At 43.0% G+C, this 20,385-nt stretch carries 23 protein-coding genes; 2 read left to right on the forward strand and 21 right to left on the reverse strand.

Features of this window, described 5'->3' with window-relative positions:
* The 15 genes from IEY18_RS12925 to IEY18_RS12995 all read right to left on the reverse strand — a co-directional run bounded on the left by IEY18_RS12925 (position 1) and on the right by IEY18_RS12995 (position 13,408).
* Positions 1-999 carry a D-alanine--D-alanine ligase gene (locus IEY18_RS12925; protein ID WP_188921478.1) on the reverse strand — a complete coding sequence of 333 codons (999 nt, stop codon included), beginning with the start codon at positions 997-999 and terminating at the stop codon, positions 1-3.
* A 104-nt stretch (positions 1,000-1,103) separates the two neighbouring features.
* Positions 1,104-1,322 carry a DUF2897 family protein gene (locus tag IEY18_RS12930; protein ID WP_188921480.1) on the reverse strand — a complete coding sequence of 73 codons (219 nt, stop codon included), beginning with the start codon at positions 1,320-1,322 and terminating at the stop codon, positions 1,104-1,106.
* A gap of 46 nt (positions 1,323-1,368) precedes the next feature.
* On the reverse strand, positions 1,369-2,106 hold the full coding sequence (kdsB, locus tag IEY18_RS12935) for a 3-deoxy-manno-octulosonate cytidylyltransferase (protein WP_188921482.1): 738 nt from the start codon (positions 2,104-2,106) through the stop codon (positions 1,369-1,371).
* Positions 2,107-2,216: 110 nt separating this feature from the next.
* The gene (kdnB, locus tag IEY18_RS12940) at positions 2,217-3,287 is read right to left on the reverse strand and encodes a 3-deoxy-alpha-D-manno-octulosonate 8-oxidase KdnB (RefSeq protein ID WP_188921483.1); all 1,071 of its coding nucleotides are present in this window, start codon (positions 3,285-3,287) and stop codon (positions 2,217-2,219) included.
* Positions 3,288-3,307: 20 nt separating this feature from the next.
* Positions 3,308-4,495 carry an 8-amino-3,8-dideoxy-alpha-D-manno-octulosonate transaminase KdnA gene (gene kdnA, locus IEY18_RS12945; RefSeq protein ID WP_188921484.1) on the reverse strand — a complete coding sequence of 396 codons (1,188 nt, stop codon included), beginning with the start codon at positions 4,493-4,495 and terminating at the stop codon, positions 3,308-3,310.
* Positions 4,496-4,740: 245 nt separating this feature from the next.
* Positions 4,741-5,358: a carbonate dehydratase gene (gene can / locus IEY18_RS12950; RefSeq protein ID WP_188921485.1), complete on the reverse strand. Its 618-nt coding sequence runs from the start codon at positions 5,356-5,358 to the stop codon at positions 4,741-4,743.
* A 654-nt stretch (positions 5,359-6,012) separates the two neighbouring features.
* Entirely contained in the window at positions 6,013-6,630 is a 618-nt protein-coding gene (gene can, locus IEY18_RS12955) for a carbonate dehydratase (protein ID WP_188921486.1), read from the reverse strand.
* A 279-nt stretch (positions 6,631-6,909) separates the two neighbouring features.
* Positions 6,910-7,737, reverse strand: coding sequence for an alpha/beta fold hydrolase (locus tag IEY18_RS12960; RefSeq protein ID WP_188921487.1), 828 nt, complete (start codon positions 7,735-7,737; stop codon positions 6,910-6,912).
* An 87-nt stretch (positions 7,738-7,824) separates the two neighbouring features.
* A complete protein-coding gene (locus IEY18_RS12965) occupies positions 7,825-8,520 on the reverse strand; it encodes a M15 family metallopeptidase (RefSeq protein WP_229779868.1) in 696 nt (231 codons plus the stop codon).
* Complete coding sequence (gene dapE, locus IEY18_RS12970) at positions 8,502-9,644, reverse strand: succinyl-diaminopimelate desuccinylase (RefSeq protein ID WP_188921488.1); 1,143 nt, start codon at positions 9,642-9,644, stop codon at positions 8,502-8,504. The genes IEY18_RS12965 and dapE overlap by 19 nt, the downstream gene beginning before the upstream one ends.
* A complete protein-coding gene (locus tag IEY18_RS12975) occupies positions 9,644-9,994 on the reverse strand; it encodes an arsenate reductase (protein WP_487250679.1) in 351 nt (116 codons plus the stop codon). The genes dapE and IEY18_RS12975 overlap by 1 nt, the downstream gene beginning before the upstream one ends.
* 244 nt (positions 9,995-10,238) lie before the next feature.
* Positions 10,239-10,748 carry a PTS glucose transporter subunit IIA gene (gene crr, locus IEY18_RS12980; RefSeq protein WP_188921490.1) on the reverse strand — a complete coding sequence of 170 codons (510 nt, stop codon included), beginning with the start codon at positions 10,746-10,748 and terminating at the stop codon, positions 10,239-10,241.
* A 187-nt stretch (positions 10,749-10,935) separates the two neighbouring features.
* Positions 10,936-12,636, reverse strand: coding sequence for a phosphoenolpyruvate--protein phosphotransferase (ptsP, locus tag IEY18_RS12985; RefSeq protein ID WP_188921491.1), 1,701 nt, complete (start codon positions 12,634-12,636; stop codon positions 10,936-10,938).
* A gap of 15 nt (positions 12,637-12,651) precedes the next feature.
* On the reverse strand, positions 12,652-12,909 hold the full coding sequence (locus tag IEY18_RS12990; protein WP_188921492.1) for an HPr family phosphocarrier protein: 258 nt from the start codon (positions 12,907-12,909) through the stop codon (positions 12,652-12,654).
* Positions 12,910-13,018: 109 nt separating this feature from the next.
* Positions 13,019-13,408, reverse strand: coding sequence for an ACT domain-containing protein (locus tag IEY18_RS12995; RefSeq protein ID WP_188921494.1), 390 nt, complete (start codon positions 13,406-13,408; stop codon positions 13,019-13,021).
* Positions 13,409-13,987: 579 nt separating this feature from the next.
* Between IEY18_RS12995 and IEY18_RS13000 the strand changes: the two genes are divergently transcribed.
* Entirely contained in the window at positions 13,988-14,698 is a 711-nt protein-coding gene (locus IEY18_RS13000; protein WP_188921497.1) for a DUF3334 family protein, read from the forward strand.
* A 264-nt stretch (positions 14,699-14,962) separates the two neighbouring features.
* A complete protein-coding gene (locus tag IEY18_RS13005) occupies positions 14,963-16,177 on the forward strand; it encodes an RsmB/NOP family class I SAM-dependent RNA methyltransferase (protein ID WP_188921499.1) in 1,215 nt (404 codons plus the stop codon).
* A gap of 70 nt (positions 16,178-16,247) precedes the next feature.
* Here IEY18_RS13005 and IEY18_RS13010 read toward each other — a convergent pair whose 3' ends face one another.
* From IEY18_RS13010 to hypB, 6 genes are all read right to left on the reverse strand, one after another.
* Positions 16,248-16,670, reverse strand: a complete 423-nt coding sequence (locus IEY18_RS13010; RefSeq protein ID WP_229779874.1) for a secondary thiamine-phosphate synthase enzyme YjbQ — start codon at positions 16,668-16,670, stop codon at positions 16,248-16,250.
* A 177-nt stretch (positions 16,671-16,847) separates the two neighbouring features.
* Positions 16,848-17,195 carry a hydrogenase maturation nickel metallochaperone HypA gene (gene hypA, locus IEY18_RS13015; RefSeq protein ID WP_188921504.1) on the reverse strand — a complete coding sequence of 116 codons (348 nt, stop codon included), beginning with the start codon at positions 17,193-17,195 and terminating at the stop codon, positions 16,848-16,850.
* Positions 17,195-18,205 (reverse strand): hydrogenase expression/formation protein HypE, encoded by a 1,011-nt coding sequence (gene hypE / locus IEY18_RS13020; protein WP_188921506.1) that lies wholly within the window; start codon positions 18,203-18,205, stop codon positions 17,195-17,197. Before hypE ends, hypA begins: the two co-directional genes overlap by 1 nt.
* A 3-nt stretch (positions 18,206-18,208) precedes the next feature.
* Positions 18,209-19,327 (reverse strand): hydrogenase formation protein HypD, encoded by a 1,119-nt coding sequence (gene hypD / locus IEY18_RS13025; RefSeq protein ID WP_188921508.1) that lies wholly within the window; start codon positions 19,325-19,327, stop codon positions 18,209-18,211.
* 5 nt (positions 19,328-19,332) lie between these two features.
* Positions 19,333-19,575 carry a HypC/HybG/HupF family hydrogenase formation chaperone gene (locus IEY18_RS13030; protein ID WP_188921510.1) on the reverse strand — a complete coding sequence of 81 codons (243 nt, stop codon included), beginning with the start codon at positions 19,573-19,575 and terminating at the stop codon, positions 19,333-19,335.
* Entirely contained in the window at positions 19,575-20,351 is a 777-nt protein-coding gene (gene hypB, locus IEY18_RS13035; protein WP_188921512.1) for a hydrogenase nickel incorporation protein HypB, read from the reverse strand. Before hypB ends, IEY18_RS13030 begins: the two co-directional genes overlap by 1 nt.
* Positions 20,352-20,385 lie beyond the last annotated feature (34 nt).

Consider the following 20,385-nt stretch of genomic DNA (forward strand, 5'->3'; position numbering starts at 1 on the left):
TTAGGAAAGCTGTTTTAAAATCGATGTTTCAAGAAACTTGTTAAATTCATGACCATGATGGGTTAGCATTTTTGGAAACATTGAAATAGGCGTCAAACCCGGGAAAGTGTTAATTTCATTGAGCAATATTTCATTATTATCGGTTAAGAAGAAATCAATTCTTGATAAGTGGCGGAGCTTCATACCTTTAAATACCTTGATGGCATACTGGCGTATTTTGTCTGAAATCACGGCATCGAGATTTGGCGCTTCGACATGTGTCTCTGCGTGGCTATCGGCCGCGTATTTTTCATCAAAAGTATAGAAAGTATTTGATGGGCAAACGATTTCCCCTGGCTTGGTAGCAATGATTTCGCCTTCATACTCGTACACAGCAACTTCTAATTCTCTTGCCAGTATGGTTTTTTCAACTACGACATAAGGTGAATAACTAAAGGCTTGTTGCAGCACAGTTTCAATGTCTTCAACGGCATCGACTTTATAGCAACCGACAGAGGAACCTTGAGAGGCTGCTTTCACAAATATTGAACCCCATTGTGACAATGCTTGAGTTGCTTTCTCAACTGAAGCTTGCGAGTTCTCATCGAGAAAAATAAATGGCGTGTTAGGGATATCAAGTAAATCGAACCACATTTTTGCGGTTATCTTATTGAAACAATTAGCACTCGCCTCAGCATTACATCCAAAGTAGGGCAGTTTAACTAATTCCAAGTAAGATTGAATATCTCCAGTTTCACCGGGATAACCGTGAATACAAGGGATAACATAGTCAAGAATTTGCTCACGCCCATCAGCAAATCGAATTGCGCCAGCATTTGTCAGTTCGCAACAGTGACCATCATCAGTTTTGTATTGACCTTCAGCATCGAGAATTAGTTTATGGACTTGGAATTGAGGCGAATTTGCTAAGGAGCTTTCGAAGTATTTTGCAGAAAGCAGTGAAATATCGTGTTCATCACTACCACCGCCGCATAACAACAATAGATTAATCGCGCTCATCTGTACTCCATGCAATGAATGAATTTTGAATCTGGATACTAGTTTAATGAGATTGGAGTTGACTGCAAGCGAGGTTCAGCTAGACGCCTGATTTATCGTCAACTTTATTCAGAAGAGTCTGTTTTGTCAGACTCTTTTTCTGACGATGATTGTTGCTGAGCTTTTTCTTTGTTCGCTTCATGCATTTCTTTTGCTTTCTTGTTTGGATCTTGTTGACCAAACTGTGGCAATTTAAATCGGGCGGAATATTTTAATACCGCTAAATTGCTAACAATCACGCCAATGACTAGCGCAATGATTAAACCGACTTCAAAATTAGACATGTGATTATTCCCTTAATGTTTGAAGTCGATATGTTAGCGAAAAAAGTTAATCAACGGCTAAACGTTGCTCACATTTACGGATATCTTCTGGTGTGTCGACTTCGGGGGAGTCAAATGCACTGATCGCAACTTTGATATTGTGACCATGCTCTATCGCTCTTAGCTGTTCTAACTTTTCGATATCTTCTAATCGACCAAGTGGTAGTTTGGCAAATGTTCTTACAAATTCTCGGGTGTAAGCATAGACACCAAGATGTTTGTAAACAGGGTGTTCATTACTATCACGACCAAATGGAATACGAGCGCGCGAGAAATATAGTGCGTTGAACTCGTTATCAAACACCATTTTGACATGCTTGGGATCATCCAGCTCTTCTTGCTCTGTAATTTCAAACCCTAACGTCGCCATGCCAAATTCGCCAGGATGGCGGTTAAAAAGTGTAATCACTTGCTCAATCGAAATTGGATCAATTAAGGGTTGGTCGCCTTGTAGATTTATGACTAAGTCTTCATCAGCTAAACCGAGCTGAGTCACAGCGTCTTCAATGCGATCAGTCCCAGATGCAGCTTCTGCGGAAGTCATGACCACATTGCCACCAAAGGCTTCAACGGCACTTTTGATTCGATCGTCGTCTGTAGCGACATAGATAGCTTCTAAGCCCTTAGCTAAACTCGCACGTTCGTATACGTGCTGGATCATGGGCTTACCGTTAATCGGTGCTAAAGGCTTGCCTGGAAAACGGCTAGAGCCGTAACGAGCCGGGATTAACAGAGTTACTTTCATTTAAATATCCTATCTATTTGCACTGGACTTGATCTGTGATGTCGATTGAATAGGCGCTCTGCAGATCACAAAGCGCCTACGATCTTTGTTGCTTGTAAAAGCAATAAGATTTAGATGCGGCGGAATAGTTTCGTTAACATCTCGTCTGTTACTTTCTCTTCCCAGCCTTCACCGTAGACATTGTCCCATAAAGGACCCATGCTCTTGGTAACTGCGACCATTTTAGCAATAGTTTCATCTGGGAGATCTTTACAGATGTTTTTTGGTAGCGTGATGTTATGAATTTCCATCATCTTACGGAATTCAGCCACACCTTCAGGGTAGAACTCTTCAAGAACATCAAACGCTAAGCAGTTGCCTATACCGTGGTGATAGCCAAGTACGTAACCTAAACCATATGAAACAGCGTGACATGCACCGACTTGGCTGTATGCGATACTCATACCACCCATATAGGAAGCCATCATCAGTTTGTCATCTTTCTCAGGATGGTTGTCTAGATAAACTTCACGGCACAAGTCCATCGACTTTTCAGCAAATGCTTTAGCAAATTCATTGAGGTAAGTGCCTTCGAGTGATTCAACGCAGTGGATGTAACAATCCATACCGGTGTAGAACCACTGATCTGTTGGCACGCCGGCAATGAGCTCTGAGTCCATAATGATTTGATCAAATACAGTGTAATCAGAGTTCAAACCAAGTTTACGGACTGGGCCGCATAGGACTGCAGTGCGTGATGCCTCTGCACCAGTTCCCGAAACCGTAGGAATACCAATATGGTGGATCGCTGGGTTTTTAATTAAATCCCAACCTTGATACATGGCAGAGCCACCAGGATTGGTAAGCATCAAAGAAACCGCTTTGGCTAGGTCAAGTGTTGACCCGCCGCCTAGACCGACCACACTTACAGGTTGCTTACCAGCAAACTCTTGCACCTGAACGGTTAAGTCATCAACTTGCTGGGTCGTTGGTTCATCATCAACGTTCACCCAAATGACTAAGTCATGATCTTTAGCGGGTACGCGTTGTCCAAGTGGTTTGTCTTGATGGACATCATCGACAAGAAATACGACAAAATCATCGGTTGCTTTGCGTTCTTCTGCGAGTACTTCATCGAGTTGAGCAAAAGAGCCACGACCAAAAATCATTTTTGGTACGCACTTAAAATTCTTGAAACTCATTACAATATTCTCCGGTGGAATTATTGGCCAAATGCTTTTTTAATATTGGCAATACGTTCTGCAATTTGTTCTTCTGTCCATGACAGTTTGATTAGCATTGAGATTGTTCGACTCATGATGGCATCAGATTTTGGAACTGAAACCTTTGTATAGTCGGGTCTATCTTTAATTAGGGTAATCGGTAAATCAGCAGGTGATTTTAACTCTTGAATGTGCTTCCAGTTACTGAGGTAATGCCAATTGTTGACATACCAGTAAAAACAACCATCTACGCCGTTTTCTGCAAGCTTTTTGTTAATCTCTACCGTTCGCTCTTCTGTTGGCATCATGAATGTTAAGAAGCCAGCCGAATCCCCTTCAGGATCGGGGATTTCTCGGAAAGAAACTTCGTCAATATCAGCCATTGCGTTTTTGATTGCTGTTTTGTTTTTGCGCTGTATATCGATGATCTTATCGAGTTTGCGAAGCTGGGCCAAACCCATTGCGGCATTCATTTCTGAAATACGGAAGTTTAATCCCATTATTGGATGATCTTCTGCGCCACGATCGTTGCCAATGTGGTCATGGCCATGATCGGAGTACATGTGCGCATGGTTATAGATTGTTTCGTCGTTGGTGATGACTGCACCGCCTTCACCACAAGTAATTGTTTTTACGGAATCAAATGAATAACAACCTACATGGCCAATCGTGCCAAGTGCCTGACCTTTATAGCTACCGCCAATGGCCTGGCATGCGTCTTCAAGAATCACCAAGTTATGCTTTTCGCAAATGGCTTTGATTTCGTCCATTTTAGCCATTGAACCACACATGTGAACGAGGTTAATGGCCTTGGTTTTCGGTGTGATTGCTGCTTCAATCCCTTCAGGAGATAGGCAAAGAGTCTCATCAATTTCGGCAAATACCGGCACGGCACCAGCCATAAAAACAGCTTCTACAGATGCGACAAAAGTAAATGGTGGCACAATAACTTCATCGCCTGCGCCTATGCCAGCAGCTGCCATTGCCGTTTGTAATGCAGCAGTGCCGCTAGAAACTAAGTGAGCATGTTTTGCGTTCATTTTTTCACAAAGCAATGCTTCCATATCGCGGGTTTTCCAGCGATCGTTACGCATGTGGTCAAAGTTGTAACGGAAGGTAAAACCATTCTCCATTACGTCAGCAACTTCCTGCTTTTCTTCAGGACCAAATAATTCAAAACCAGGCATGCAAGTATTCTCCTTTGATTCGCCAGCGGTTCGTTCGCGGCTATAAGATTAACTGACGGATTATAACTGGCTTTTAAGCATTGGGGCGATGATTAATTGGTATTTTTGAGGGTAAACACGTGCCCGTAGCTGTGAAGCGGTTGCTATTTAGGCGGATTGAGTTGGTTGACGGGATCAGTTTGGGGCGGTATAGGCGTTTGTATGTCTGTGACCGAAACAAACGCCTAGATGTTATTTGAAAATGGTTAGGTGTTGTTGGATTGCCAATTTCCAATGTCGGTGGTTACATCGAGGTCTTTGAGCAAACCATTCTTAATACTATAAATCCAACCATGGACATGAACATCTTGTCCACGTTGCCATGCATCTTTGAGGATAGAGGTGTTACAAACATTGGCGACTTGTTCAACGACATTAAGTTCACATAACTTATTAAAGCGTTCTGCTTCATCAAGCTTATTGAGTTCAACATGATGAAAGCGATAGATATCCCTTAAATGGGCAAGCCAATTGTCAATTAGGCCATGGTTTTGACCATCCATGGAGGCTTTTATCCCGCCGCAACCATAATGACCAACAACCATGATATGCTTGACCTTTAAGACTTCCACAGCGTATTGAACGACTGATAAGCAATTGAGGTCATTGTGAATTACCATGTTTGCAATGTTACGGTGTACGAAAACCTCTCCAGGCATGAGATCAACAATGTGACTTGTCGGAACCCGGCTGTCTGAACAACCTATCCACATATATTCTGGATTTTGTTGCTGTGCAAGCTGCTCAAAAAAATCCGGGGTTTCTCTATTGATTCGCTCTGCCCAGCGGCGATTGTTATCAAAAAGTGTTTTTAGTGACTTCATAATTAATTGTAATTTCGCATCTGTGCATTCGCGTAATTTGGCCAGTGTATCAGGATATCGCGTGGTCGAAATCTCCGGTGGTTTAAGGCTTTTCGCTATTTGGGGGAGTTATGAATTAACATTAGCTAAATTTAAGCATTTATCTCAGATTAAATTGTGATGTTAAACGCTTGTCGAGCTGTTGGAGGGCGAGCCTGGCTCTCGTATTTGGGCTGGTGCGTGTGACTGGTCATGCTTTTTTTGGGGTTGAATGATTTGTTTCTTATGCCTAATTTATTGGTTGTTTGAACTTTATATACACTTTTAGTCTGGTTGCAGATCTCAAATTTGTCCATTGTCGCCCACGCCTCACGCTGGGTGATGCGTATTTGCATAATATTTTGATTGATTGGCTATTGCGGCGTAAATAATTGACCCGAATCGGCCCAACTTAGCATTAAAAAGCCGCGGTGCTGCGATTAACGAACAAGGGTGACGCGGCCACAAGAGAAGGCTAGATTTGATCTATTGAACGAAGGCGAAGAAGCGAGATAAGGGTACATAAATTGAGATTTTAGAAGCGTCGCTTAGTTTTGCAGAGTGCAATCATTTATGTGATCGAAACAATATAAGCAGTTGCGTGCGGGTAAGCAGTTTTACCCGCGTATAGAACCTTTAGCGAGCAGCCTTTAACCACTGCTCACGGTCTGTGGTTACATCGAGATCTGATAACAGTCCGTTATCAACACCATATATCCACCCATGGATCGACACATCTTGCCCTCTGGCCCAAGCATCTTGAACACTTGTGGTGCTGCTGACGTTCGCGACTTGTTCAATGACATTGAGTTCACACATTTTATTGAACTTAGCCGTGTCATCAAGCTGGTCGAGCTCCTGTTTGTGAATGCGATAAATGTCTCGTAAGTGGCCTAGCCAGTTATCGATTAAACCATGGCGCTTATCCTCGAGAGAGGCTCGAATGCCGCCACAGCCATAATGGCCGACCACCATGACATGTTTTACTTTGAGTACATCAATAGCGTATTGCAATACCGAAAGACAGTTTAAGTCTGTATGGATTACCATATTGGCAATGTTCCGGTGAACGAACACTTCACCAGGCATTAAGTCGATAATTTGATTGGATGGAACCCGACTATCAGAGCAACCAATCCACAGATATTCAGGGCTTTGTTGATTCGCTAATTGTGCAAAAAACTCTGGGTTCTCTTGGTTAACCCTTTCGGCCCAACGGCGGTTGTTGTCAAAAAGTGCTTGTAATGATTTCATAAGTTCTGATTATAACTACCTGAGAAAGTTGGCGAAATAATACTAGTGTAACAGGATTCGCATCAGTGCTGGTCTATCCAATTTACTCCTGCATGTTGTTTTACCATAAACTTAATTAAAAACCGCTTAAATTGGTTTTTTTTGCTTTACTTCGTCGTAGTAACTGCGGAAGCAAAACTTGCCACTTTCGCAACTGAGCCAATCTTCGATGACATTACCTTGGCAATCGTTCCACTGCTTTCTCATCAATATCCGTTTGAATCGATCTTTCCTAACGCGTCAAACTTGACTAAGAAACGACGCTAGTTTTAGATTCAAAACCTCCGGTTGCTCTAACGTGGCCATGTGCCCGGCACCTTGAATATGTTCGAATTGGCTGGCGTCAATGATGTCCTGCATTAAATACCCTTCGAGTACCGTGCGAACTTTATCTTCAACACCAGACAAAATCAGGCAGGGTAATGTTAGTTGCTCCGCATACTCACTGGTGTCTCTGCGACCAAAGATCATTCTACCCATTTTCACAACATCGTTAATCAGTGCTGTTGGCATATTTTTTAGTGAAAATTTAAATTGCTCAACGAGTGCGGGCTGCTGTTCGTGGGTGTGGTTGCCAAAATACAGGGCTGCGATCTGCTCAATTAACGTCGCTTCGACTGCTTGTGCATTTTTAACTTGATTGAGCATAGCCATATATTTTTCACGAGTGACTTCGGGCTCAAACGCGATGAAGGTATTAATAAGAACTAAACCATTGACTCTGGCTGGCGCTGAGAGCGCAAGTTCTGTTCCCCACATGCCCCCAACTGACTGACCAATAATTGTAAAAGTACTGATATCTATACGATCCATTAACTCAAGCATATTTTGCCCGAGATCGACCAGATTTCGACAATCCTTTGGGATTGCACCCGATTGGCCATGCGCCCAGAGATCGGGAACAATGCAACGATAATTTTTGGAGAGCTGCTCCAGTTGAGGTAGCCAACTTTTTGCACACCACAAATAGCTATGGCCAAACAAAAGCACTGGGCCTTGGCCAATATCGAGATAGCTTAACGTACTGCCAGCAATTTCATGCTGATGGCGAAACTGTTCTAAATTCATATTTGTACCGTAAAAGTTAGTCACTGATTTTCCGCGTTGCATTGTGGCTTAATTTAGCGGCTGCAACTTTGATGGGTATCTTGCTTTTTATCTTACTTGAGAGTCAATATCTGCAATGCGATATACGTACTTTTCGACGAGGTAAGGTAAGTGATCAAGAATGGACTTTTTGAGTGAAATATCGCTGTGGTAAATAATGTCTTGTAATGCTTTTGGATCAAATAGCTCTAGATAACGCGCAGAAATTGGCGCGTAACTTAAATGCCATGGCTCAGGGCTTACGCCGCTTTTACCTTTCTGATAAGGAAAGAAAAATCCGTATTGGGGGGCGTGTTCTTTTAACCAGCTCGAAAGCTTGCCACATGGGCCTGTCGCCTCATATTCGGCTGCAACCAGTTTTAAGTCTTTTTGTTTAATACGGTTTGTATCAAAAACATCGATATCCGTTCCCCAGTGATGCCGAGACCCGCCAGGGAGTGCCGACCAATTCAAAATGGCGTGCAGCAATTCATCTTGGTTTAGGCTTTTAGAGTCGAGGGGCCGACACTCAATATCGAGCAAAGGGCGTATGCCGTTGGCTTTTGCGTTGAAGATTTGCGCTTGTTTAACAAATGTTCGATGTGCTGAGCAAATTTCGATGTGGATACCTTCCAGCTGAGCTTGCCGTTGCATTGCGGTAAATGCAGCGGCGGTATCCTGCTGGAGCTGGACTCCAGCACAATCAATTAGCTGGTGGGGTTGGATCCCGTATAGGTAGCTATTTTTTATTGCGTTTCCGGACAAAGCAATTTCTCTAAAATGGACTCATAACATCGAGCCAGTACTTCCAGATCTGAAACTCTAACACACTCATTTACTTTGTGAATGGTTGCGTTGACAGGACCCAGCTCTATAACCTGAGCGCCAGTGGGGGCAATAAAGCGTCCGTCTGATGTGCCGCCAGTTGTTTGTGGGTCAGTTTCAATGCCCGTCACATCTTTAATTGCGGCTTTCGTCGCTTCAAGCAACGGGCCTTCACCAGTCAAAAAGGGCAGGCCATTAAACACCCAATCAATATCGTACTCCAGGCCATGGGCGTCTAGAATATTCAAAACTCGTTCGATTAACTGCTCTGCAGTAACTTCAGTTGAGTAGCGGAAATTAAACATCACGTCTAATGTCCCAGGTACCACGTTTGATGCTCCGGTTCCGCCATTAATATTGGCAATTTGGAAACTCGTAGGAGGAAAGAATGCATTGCCATTGTCCCAATGCATTTGTGCCAATTCTGCTAATGCAGGTGCAGCTTTATGGACCGGGTTGTCAGCTAAATGCGGGTAGGCAACATGACCTTGAATACCGCGGACTGTCAGGTTTCCCGTTAATGAACCACGACGACCATTTTTGACGATATCGCCTAGCTTGTAGGTTGATGAAGGCTCACCCACTAAAGACCAGGTAATCTTCTCATTGCGGGATTCTAGAGTTTCAATTACTTTTGGTGTGCCATTGATGAAAGGGCCTTCTTCATCACTCGTGACTAAATATGCAATTGAACCTTTATGGTTCGGGTGCTTTTCAATAAAACGTTCGGTTGCAACTATCATTGCTGCAAGTGAGCCTTTCATATCGGCAGCGCCGCGGCCATGGAGATAATCATCGATCACGGTCGGTTCAAACGGTGCAGTGTGCCAACTACTGATATCACCTGCAGGAACAACATCTGTATGGCCAGCGAAACAAAAAACAGGTTCTTCAGTTCCTCTGCGGGCCCACATGTTCGTTGTATCATGAAAAACCATGGATTCAATATCGAATCCAATTTTGGCTAGACGCTCGGCCATCAAGGGTTGGCAGCCTTCATCAAGAGGCGTAACAGAGGCTCTGGAAATCAGCTCTTTTGCTAGTTCTAGGGTTGCATTTGTCATTATTTTAGCCACTCACTATAAGATGCGTCTTTAAAGCCAATGAATATTTGGTCTTGGTTTACAAGCACCGGGCGTTTCACAAGCGTTGGGTGCTGCAACATTAGTTTTATAGCCTTGTTTTCATCAAGAGCTTCTTTTTCATGTGGTTCGAGAGCTCTAAAACTGGTGCTTCGTTTATTGAATACTTGTTCCCAGCCACATTGTTTTACCCAAAGTTCAAGGGTCTCTTGCTGAAGTCCTTGTTCTCTAAAATCATGAAACTCTACAAGGTGGTTGTTCGCTTTTAGCCACTTCAGAGCTTTTCGAACGGTATCGCAGGTCTTAATCCCATATAAGATCAAAATGGTCACTCCGTTTTTATTATGGTTATTATTGAATATTTAGTCATTGTGGCACTGAGCAGTGTGAGGGACAAGTGCAGATGATTCGCTTGAATAGAATTCACCGTTAGTAAAAAGTCAGGTGCAATGTGCCGATGGTGTTTATTATCGCACGTATCGTTTTACGGGTGATGTCTTGATAAGCCGTTTTCAAAAGAAAGCTCTATCTGACGAAGGTTAAATAGAGCCTCTGTTCAAATGATTAGATAGCAGATTAAACTTGTACGGTATAGATAACATCACTACCCGCATTAACATGCCCTGAGCGCTTTTCTAAATATTTGATATCTTCCATATTGGCGAGCACGACTGGTGTAAGCAGGCTATCTACTTGGTCGGTTAAATAATCTAATTCAAATTCCAATATTGGTTCGCCAGCTTTTACTTCTTGCCCTTCTTCTGCGAGTCGCTTAAAACCTTTACCCCTGAGCTCAACGGTACCAACACCAAAGTGAACAAATAACTCTAAACCTTGAGGTGACTCAATGCTAAAGGCGTGATTTGTTTCAAATATTTTACCAATTGTGCCATCAAGAGGTGCCACTATCTGGCTACCTTCTGGGTTTATCGCGATACCGTCGCCTACAATTTTTTCTGCAAATACGACGTCGGGTACTTTTTCTATGGCGACAATTTCACCTGAGACCGGCGCCACAATGTCTATGCCACCTTCGATATTAGGTTGGCCTGAGACTAATCGTCTTATGCGGCTCAAAAAACCCATAAATCTGCCCCTATTAAATTTTTATAGTTTTTGTATATTTCTTGTTAAGCATACTGAAACATTGTTCTGAATCATAGGGTATGCCTCGGTTAAACTTGCTTTATTTTTATCTGTTTTAAAATCTATTGATTCTTTTTTGTACTGCTGCTTATCTTCTTGACTTTATTTCAAAAAATCTGGCCTCAAACTAAGTGTTTTCGCTTAGGCTGGCCTGAAGTGACTCAATGCGATTATGGGTTAAGATTTCCTTAGCCTTGGCTTTGAGTTGCTTGTATTCGCACTGACAGATTGCTGACTTGATTTCTAGCATACTGCCGAGGCTCACACTTAATTCATCTAATCCCATACCCACCAAAATCGGCGCAATTTGTGGGTCACTTGCTAACTCACCACACAGTGCTACCCGAACATTGTTCGATTTAGCCGTATCGATCGTCATTTTCACTAGCTTTAAAATTGCCGGCGAAAAAGAAGGGTAGTCTTTATTCAGACTCGGGTTGGTTCTATCAGCAGCCATGGCATACTGGGTTAAGTCGTTGGTTCCGATGCTAACGAAATCTAATCTGTCTAGCATAGAGTCAAGGTTCATCACGGCCGCAGGTGTTTCAACGACAATTCCATAGCTTACTTCGCCGAATAGCATTTCTTCTTCATGAAGCTCTTTCTCACACCGCGCGACCATTGCGAAAATTTGGTCGATTTCTTCTACATGATTGACCATTGGGAACATTAAACGAATTGGACCATGGTATGACGCTCGCAATACAGCTCTCAGCTGAGTACGCAACAGCTCCGGATGGGCTAAGCAATATCGAATGCCCCTTAAGCCAAGAGCCGGGTTTTCTTCGCTATCTAATGAAAGGCTGGGTAATTCTTTGTCTGCACCGATATCCAATGTGCGAATCGTAAAGATATTCCCTTCTAGGGACTGTAGTGCATTGCAGTAAAGTAAGTATTGGGCTTGTTCGTCTGGTATCTTTTTCGCGTTCATGACCATAAATTCGGTTCTAAATAAGCCAATACCATCCGCGCCTACATCTGAAAGATGTTTTATTTCATTAAGGTTACCGACATTTGCAAGCAAGGTGACCTTGTGGTGGTCGGTTGTATAAACGGGTTTATCTTTGAACGCGAGCAAATTTTGACGACGAATTGCTTCTTGAAAATACTTCTCTTCAAGAATTTGTTGTAATTCTTCGTCTGGTTTGACATGTAACTCTCCTGAAAGGGCGTCCAAAATTAACGAATCACCATTTTTAATCTTTTGATCTTGATAATGGCAACTGAGTAATGCTGGGATCCCTGCTGCTTTGGCAAGAATTGCTGTATGACTATTTAAGCCTCCGGTTTGCAATACGATGCCACTGATACGTTTCAAAGGTAAAATTGCGAATTCTGCCGGTGTAATATCTTGAGCCAGTAAAATCGTATCGTTTTGCAGTTTGCTTAGATCTAAACCAAGGGTGCCATTTATTGCGGAAATGAGCCGCTTTCCAAGGCCGCGAACATCATCTGCCCGACTTGCTAGATAATCATCATTTAGTGATTCAAGCTCACTTGCTTGGTGCTCAAATACACGTTCTACGGCTGCACTAGCACTAAACTGTAACTCACGAATTGAGTTGATGATTTGATGGATGAGCTCTTCATCTTCAAGTAGCAGGAGATCTGCTTCGATGAGTTGATAATTGTCTGACTCGCGAGAGAGATTTTTACCTGCGTCTTGCAAGCTTTCGACTAACTCTTGTAGTGCATCACGAAAGTTTTGTTGCTCTTCACTGATTTTCGAAAAAGGAAGCAGTCGGTAATCGAGGCTATTATCATAAGGTTGCAGTTTTAATGCTTGGCCGAATGCGATTCCGGATGAAACTGCGATTCCTTTAATCATTTAAAATCCTTGTGTTTAGCTTAGGGTCGTAAGTAATTCGGTGACTTTTTCTACTGCGGCTTTTGCTTGTTCGCCTTGAGCAAACACCCTAACCTGAACGCCGTTATGTAATCCTAGCGTTTGTAGCTTAAACAAACTTTTCGCACTGGCTTGTTTGCCATTGCATTCGACTAATACATCACATTGAAAGTTTTTTGCTTCTTTAACCAATAATGCCGCAGGACGGGTGTGAATTCCGTGTTGTGCGGTGATGGTGACTGATTTCTCGTACATCAAATCCTTATCCATATTATCTTTACTTGGTGAGATTGAACTCTTTACATCTTTAAGGATATTACCGAGTTGAATATCTTATTGTTGTAACCTAGATATTTCCGTTAGCTTAATCATGGTATTCAATGATTTGGTAGCCATTATTGCGTAGTGAAGTAATCGCTTGGTCCAATTTATCCTTCTTCACCAAAATATAGTCGGTATCGAAAGTGGATAGGGCGAAAATACTCACGTTTTCATTGGCGAGAACACCGGAAACCCGTGACATGATCCCGGTCATTGAAAATCCAAGTGGGCCAACAACTTCAAAACAGCGCCAATCGGTTTCTTGCTCTAAGCTATCAAGCTTAAGCTCAGCAGGCACCACTACAGAAAGCTCTTCTTTTGTTTTTCCGATAAAGAACATTGATTGCTGAAACACTGCCGCATCAATGCTTTGTTCAGGGCTAAAACTATGAATCGTAAATAATTGCGGATGAACCGCTAACGTCATTCTCAAGTTCTAACCTCTTTTAAACTCAATGTTAGGCTCAAAAGCTAAGCCCTGTTCAATATTAAATTGTGGCCTAAACCATGACACCTATTTGCAATGAGCTTAGTTTATCACATTTTAAGCGGCTCGCTAGTCAGTGCCATTGTAATCTATTGATAAGTTTGTTAGTGAGCTGGTCGCTACTTTGTTATTTTTGGCCATAAAAGCGTGGAAAGGATGATGTTTTTACAATGTAAAACTGGAGCAGCATTCGTGGGCTTGCGATCTTACCTAATTTGAGGAGTAGAGAGCTAAAGGTGTAAGTAACTGAACTGCACTATATTGGGGGGATTAGCGGTATAGATGTTCTCAATAGACTATAATAAGGCTTTAATCGTGTTGATTGTTAATTGACGTAACCCGCTTTGCTGAACACTGTACAAACCTTGAGCGATTATGATTTGCTATTGTTCATATATAGTCCATTGAGTTGTACAGTTTGTTTAAGAATTGACTTTGATCAGCCTTTGGGCCGAATTAGATTTTGATCTTACGGCTTTTTCTGTGCAACATGATGCACTTCTTCATTCTTATATGGTTAGTAAAATGACATCTCCTCAAATTGTGACATCAGATGATATTCTTCTAAAGTTGTGCCATTCCGTGAGTCATGTGCTTTCGAGTACGACTGCTAGTCAAATTTCACATGCAGGAATGGTTCAGAGTATCACTCGAACTCGGCTCAAGCCTGATGTCGGCTGTTTTTCTATTTTTGATGGCGGCTTTTCTGGTCTTGTCGTGATTAATTTCTCTGCCGCCGCAGCGATTGAAATCTATCGAAAATATATGATCAACATGGGGATGCCTGAATCTGAACTTGCGTTTTCTCATACATCTGATGAAGTGAGCAATGTCATGGGCGAATTGATGAACCAAATGCTTGGGAACTTTATTAACCAAGTGAACAAAGAACTACAAACATCAATTGGCCAGTCGCAGCCTAAAATGCTCACCATTAATAAAGAACTTACTATCTCTATTGACGCAAACTTAGACGAGCCCTTGGCGAGACGAGTTTCCTTCAAAACTGAAAATAATCATATTTTCTACTTAGAGTTTGCCATGGACAAAACAGAGTTTATTAAGCTAGCTGAATTTGAGCATGATGAAGAATTCGATTTGGACTCTTTGATTGATGAACATGGCAGTCACAATGAGAAAGTGTCTCCAGTGGCTACAAGTAGTAATTCTGCTGCGAGTACTTCGACCACGATTAAAACGAGTGCTGATGATTTGCTTGATGAGCTGGGCATTTAACCTGTCATTGCTCACTTTGTCATGATCTTAAATGAAGCCATGTTTAGGTTTACCCCGTAAATTCATATTGTTGTAGTCGATTATTTCAACGAATGAGCCGTTCAGGGCAAACCTAAACATCAGCGCTATTAAAGATTTGGTTTTGCCCCAACAGGTATCAACCACTTAAAAGTGTCTGTATAGGATCAAAATCCCCTTATAGCGCTTGCGTATCAACGTCCATCCACCTATGATCGCTCGGTTTTCTTAATTAGGTTACCCAACATGCTTACATCTTCCTTATCAGCGAGTTCAACAGAGCTTGTTATCAATATATTGGCGCTCGTATTAGAGGAAGGAAAGCCGCTCGATAGAGCCTATTCCCATAACTTTTCGGGATTAAAGCTTGCCGCCGAAGAACAAGCGAAAATTACTTGGGTCACTGGTGATTTATTGCGTCGTTTGAATTTGTACTGTTATTTGGCCGATGTGAAAACTGATGAGATAGAGCGAACGGGGAGTCGATTACTCAATGTCTGGCATCGATTCAATGATTTACCATTACCGAATTTGCAATACGCTCTAAAAGTTGACGAAACAGAATATTTAATTCGGCTGGAAAAAGCAAAGGGTGATGAGGCGTTATGGGATGGCTGCCCTGAGTGGCTTGATGAGATGGGGAGTCAGCAACTCGGCGAAGCATGGCCACGAGAACGCAAAGCCCTGTTACAAGCGCCCAAACGCTATTTGCGTTGTAATACACTTAAAAACTCCCCAGATGAACTACAAGCCGTTTTGTTGAAAGAAAGCGTTGAAACTGTACCGGTTGATGGTGTTGAAGGCGCACTTGAAGTGTTGTCTAATTCTGCGCTGTTTAAAACCGAAGCCTTTAAAGCAGGGCGCTTTGAGCAGCAAGATGCGGGTTCACAACAAATTGCGAGTGTTGTTGATGCAAAACCAGGAATGCGCGTTATCGATGCATGTGCAGGGGCTGGTGGAAAAACGCTGTCGATTGCAGCACAAATGGAAGGCAAGGGACGACTCCTTGCAATGGATGTCGAGCAATGGAAACTTGACAATTTGAAGCAACGCGCACGGAGAGCGGGAGCGCATAATGTCGAAACACGTATTATCGCGAGTAGTAAGACGATTAAGCGACTCAAACTTAGCGCCGATCGGGTGTTGTTGGATGTCCCTTGTTCTGGCCTTGGCGTGTTAAAGCGCAACCCAGATTCAAAATGGCGGGATACTCCAGAGCGTTTTCCTGTGCTAGTCGACTTACAAAAGCAAATTTTACAAAGCTATAGCCGTATGGTTAAAGTGGGCGGTATTTTAGTTTATGCAACTTGCTCTATCATGACTGAAGAAAACAGAGCGCAAGTTGATCAGTTCTTAGCTGACAATGAGCACTTCGAGTTCATTGAAGACGAGCTAATTAGCCCGGCGGATACGGGTTTTGATGGGTTCTACTATGCGAAACTCAAGCGGATTAGCGAGTAAATTCGTCTATATTGAATCGGTTAAAAACGGCGCCTGATGGCGCCGTTTTTATATTGTATCTATGTTATGGCTATTCACCTTGTAATGTTATTAATATCCGCCGTTTGCCACCATGGTTTCGGTGTTCTCCAAGATAAATTCCTTGCCAAGTACCTAGGTTAAATTGGCCATTTGAAATGGGTAGCAGAATACTTGTACCCAAGAGGCTTGATTTTAAATGCGCGGGCATATCATCGCTTCCTTCATAGGTGTGTTTGAAGTAGGGCTCGTTTTCTTTTGCTACGCGATTAAAGTAACTTTCAAAATCCTGTCGGACGGTTGGATCTGCATTCTCATTCAGGGTGAGTGAGGCAGAAGTATGCTGTAAAAGTAGGTGGGCTAGACCAACCTGATATTGTTTTAACTCAGGAAGTTGCTGCTCAATCGTATCTGTTATTAGGTGAAAGCCTCTTGGGTAAGCACGTAAACTGATGGATTTTTGTTGCCACATAATTTGAGTGAATTTGTTCGTTTGACAGGATCCTCTTTCAAAAAGAGGTACTTTGCAAGCGTTGCTGACATAAAAAAGCCGCGAACAGGTGCCGCGGCTAATTACGTGTTTTGAATGCAAATATGGCAGTTGGTTAATTTGGGCTGAGGTTTGAGCTATATAACCACAAACCTAAATCAGCTAGATTTGTTCCATCTCCAACTGCATGAGCATCATGTCTTCGCCATCAACGACCTTGGTGAAGTTACCATTACAGCTTGGACAGATGACCGTACGTTCTTCGAGTTCTGATTGCGTGCCGCATTCTTGGCATTTAATGACTAAAGGTTGAACGTTCATTTCAAGCTCAGCGGTCTTACAAATACTATCAAGTTTAAAGGTATCGAAAGCAGTCTTCAGTAATGCTGGTTCTACGCCACTCATTACGCCTACTTTGATAGAAACCCTTGATACAATGGCTGCACTGTTTTCCACTGCCAATTGCTCACATTGCTCAATCAGAGCCGTTACAATCGAATATTCGTGCATTAACAGATCCTCGGCAGAAGCTCGCCCTGCGGGACATCCAAATAACGGCTGCTACCCCATGGCGTTACTAAAACCACTTTACCACGACGCTCTTCGTCAACGTCGCCAACAATGGCTGCATTTGCGCTGAAATCAAATTGTTGAATAATCTCTAGTGCTTTTTCGGCAACATCTTTAGGAACAGCAAGAATAAAGGTGCCTTCATTGGCAAGGTCATAAGGCTCAAATCCATACAGTTCACAAAGCCCTTTGACTTCATCACATACCGGAATGTGTTTCTCATGGACGCTGATACCAACGTTTGAAGCTTGTACCCACTCATTGAGTACAGCCGAAAGACCACCGCGAGTTGCGTCTCGAGCCGCATGGATCGGGATCCCCGCTTGCATCAATGCGTCCATCGCTGGCCATAGTGTTGCACAGTCACTGGTGAGATCAGATTCTAGGGTTAAACCTTCACGAGCCATTAAGATTGCTGCACCGTGACGTCCAACATCTCTGGAGACGATGATGGCATCATCTTTCGCTAAACTCTTAACTGAAATGCCTTGAGTTTTGATATGGCCCACACCTGAGGTATTAATAAATAATCCGTCGGCACATCCTTTAGGGACAACTTTCGTATCACCGCAAACTACTTTCGCGCCAGATTTCTCGAGCTCTGATGCCATGCTATTGACAATGGTTGTTAAATCATCAACAGGAAAACCTTCTTCAATGATAAAACTACAGCTTAAGTATTCAGGCTGAGCGCCCATCATTGCGAGATCGTTTACCGTACCTGCAACCGCTAGCTTACCAATATCTCCCCCTGCAAAGAATAGGGGGGCAACGGTAAAAGAGTCTGTAGTGAACGCAGTCGGGCCATTAAAGTGAAGTGCAGCTGCATCTTCTTCGCTTTGTAGGATCGGGTTGTCAAATGCCTTGAAGAATATCTTTTTGATCAGCAAGTTCATCTCTTTACCGCCACCGCCGTGGCTAAGTTGAACTGTTTTGGACAATTTTGCCATGAATTACTTCACTCCGTTGTAACGATAATAGGCGTTACATGCGCCCTCAGAACTCACCATGCAGCTGCCCAGAGGTGTTTCTGGTGTACAGCCGCGACCGAAGACTTTACAGTCTTTTGGCTTTGATAAACCACGAAGAATGTCACCACATTGACAAGCCTTATGATCGTCAATTTCAGTAACTGGTAACCGATCACCGTATTTATCTTCGGCATTTCTGTGCGCATACTCTGGGCGTAGCATCAATGCTGAGTTGGGGATTGGGCCAAGGCCTCTCCAGCGAAATTCCGGTCGTACCATAAGGAATTTATTGACTTTTTCCTGGGCGGTTAGGTTACCTTCTTCGGTCACAGAGCGGCTATATTGAATATCTAACTCAGCAATACCACGGGCTTTTTGGCGAGTAATGCGCAGAATCGATTCCATGACATCTACGGGCTCAAAGCCTGAAACCACAACTGGGGTGTTGTACTGCTCTACAGCCGGGCGATACACCTTAGAACCACTAATAACGCTCACGTGTGCGGGGCCGATAAATGCATTTACTTTTACCGCTGGGTCCGCCATGACGGCATCAATTGCAGGGGGGACCAATACATGGTTGATGTGGAAAAGAAGGTTATCAATTCCTTGCAACTCAGCAAGCTCTAGAAGTACGGCAGTCATTGGTGTTGATGTTTCAAAACCAATTGCAAAATAGATTACTTTTTTGTCCGGGTTGTCTTTAGCAATTTGCAAAGTATCGAGCGGATCGTAGATTGGGCGAATATCACAGCCTTTAGAACGAAACTCTGCAAGGCTGCCATCGGAGCCAGGAACGCGGATCATATCGCCAAGGGTGACCAAGATTGTGTCATTCATGCTCGCCAATGCGGCAGCATGGTCAATGCGTTCTTTGGGCATCACGCAGACTGGGCAACCGGGTCCATGAATAAAATCAATGTTGTCTGGTAACAACTGATTGATACCGTATTTCATGATGGTATGGGTGTGACCACCACATACTTCCATAATATTGATTTCACCTTTGACTTTCAGGGCTTCCGCTTGGATTTCCTTTGCAATGGTTTCGATCGTTTGTGGATCACGAAATCCTTGATATAAATGTTTTAATTCAAGCATCGAGATTACTCCTCTCCAGTGTTCATCTTGTCGATGATCTCCTGATAGAGAGCGAGACTCTCTTCAACATCAGCTTTGTCAATTTTGTTCATCGCGAAACCAATGTGGATCAATACATAGTCACCAACTTCTAGCTCTTCAGCCATCAGATGAGTACTGACCTGACGTTTGACGCCCATGGTATCAACGGTAACCGTGCTATCTTCTGGGTGTACTTCAACAACTTGAGATGGAATAGATAAACACATTATTTGAAGTTCCCTGTATTATTGGCGAACCACTGTGCAACGGCTTTCATAGATGCAGGATCTTTTACTGAAACTTCAATCACTTCAACATCAGGGTTCAACTTTTTACACTCTTCGCGTGCTTCTTCAACACTGAAGTCAAAGTAGGGCAGTAGATCGCACTTGGTAATGAATACAACGTCTGCTCGGCGGAACATGACTGGGTATTTCTCTACTTTATCGCTACCTTCTGGAACAGAAACAAGAACAACGTTCTTGTGTGTACCGACGTCGTAGCTTGCAGGACAAACTAAGTTACCCACGTTTTCAACAAAGCAGATATCAAGCTCGTCTAGTGAGATATGGTGTAAAGCACCGTGAACCATAAATGCATCGAGGTGACATGCAGAGCCAGTTTGGATTTGGTAAGCATCAACCCCTTTGGCTTTGAGGCGGTCAGCATCACGCGAGGTTTCTAAATCACCTTCAATGACGGCATACTTTTGCGCGGTATGGTCAATAAGATTTTCAAGAAGCGTTGTTTTACCGCTACCAGGGCTGCTCATTAGGTTGAATGCCGTAACATTTTTCGCTTCAAAATGTTCGCGGTTGTGGGCAGCCTCAATATCATTCTTATCAAGGATCTTGTTGATGATTGATAGGGTCTTTTTATCGTTCAACTGAGGATTACTATTGAGCTCATGGTGATGGCCATGCTCATGTGAATGATCGTGTGAATGGTCGTGGTCATGGGAATGGTCGTGACGAGTAATAGAACAACCGCAATCTTTACACATTTGGAAACTCCGTTATCTTGGTACAGTTTTTTCT

The sequence above is a fragment of the Shewanella gelidii genome, from assembly GCF_014647855.1.
Classification (GTDB): Bacteria; Pseudomonadota; Gammaproteobacteria; order Enterobacterales; family Shewanellaceae; genus Shewanella; species Shewanella gelidii.

Coding starts and splice junctions, on each gene's coding strand:
- kdnB (WP_188921483.1), bottom strand. CDS start 3,287: ATGAGTTTCAAGAATTTTAAGTGCGTACCAAAAATGATTTTTGGTCGT.
- IEY18_RS13000 (WP_188921497.1), top strand. CDS start 13,988: ATGACATCTCCTCAAATTGTGACATCAGATGATATTCTTCTAAAGTTG.
- hypB (WP_188921512.1), bottom strand. CDS start 20,351: ATGTGTAAAGATTGCGGTTGTTCTATTACTCGTCACGACCATTCCCAT.
- hypA (WP_188921504.1), bottom strand. CDS start 17,195: ATGCACGAATATTCGATTGTAACGGCTCTGATTGAGCAATGTGAGCAA.
- ptsP (WP_188921491.1), bottom strand. CDS start 12,636: ATGATTAAAGGAATCGCAGTTTCATCCGGAATCGCATTCGGCCAAGCA.
- kdsB (WP_188921482.1), bottom strand. CDS start 2,106: ATGAAAGTAACTCTGTTAATCCCGGCTCGTTACGGCTCTAGCCGTTTT.
- can (WP_188921485.1), bottom strand. CDS start 5,358: ATGAAGTCACTAAAAACACTTTTTGATAACAATCGCCGCTGGGCAGAG.
- IEY18_RS12930 (WP_188921480.1), bottom strand. CDS start 1,322: ATGTCTAATTTTGAAGTCGGTTTAATCATTGCGCTAGTCATTGGCGTG.
- IEY18_RS12990 (WP_188921492.1), bottom strand. CDS start 12,909: ATGTACGAGAAATCAGTCACCATCACCGCACAACACGGAATTCACACC.
- IEY18_RS13030 (WP_188921510.1), bottom strand. CDS start 19,575: ATGTGTTTATCTATTCCATCTCAAGTTGTTGAAGTACACCCAGAAGAT.
- kdnA (WP_188921484.1), bottom strand. CDS start 4,495: ATGCCTGGTTTTGAATTATTTGGTCCTGAAGAAAAGCAGGAAGTTGCT.
- can (WP_188921486.1), bottom strand. CDS start 6,630: ATGAAATCATTACAAGCACTTTTTGACAACAACCGCCGTTGGGCCGAA.
- IEY18_RS12925 (WP_188921478.1), bottom strand. CDS start 999: ATGAGCGCGATTAATCTATTGTTGTTATGCGGCGGTGGTAGTGATGAA.
- IEY18_RS13005 (WP_188921499.1), top strand. CDS start 14,963: ATGCTTACATCTTCCTTATCAGCGAGTTCAACAGAGCTTGTTATCAAT.
- crr (WP_188921490.1), bottom strand. CDS start 10,748: ATGGGTTTTTTGAGCCGCATAAGACGATTAGTCTCAGGCCAACCTAAT.
- hypE (WP_188921506.1), bottom strand. CDS start 18,205: ATGGCAAAATTGTCCAAAACAGTTCAACTTAGCCACGGCGGTGGCGGT.
- dapE (WP_188921488.1), bottom strand. CDS start 9,644: ATGACAAATGCAACCCTAGAACTAGCAAAAGAGCTGATTTCCAGAGCC.
- hypD (WP_188921508.1), bottom strand. CDS start 19,327: ATGCTTGAATTAAAACATTTATATCAAGGATTTCGTGATCCACAAACG.
- IEY18_RS12960 (WP_188921487.1), bottom strand. CDS start 7,737: ATGAATTTAGAACAGTTTCGCCATCAGCATGAAATTGCTGGCAGTACG.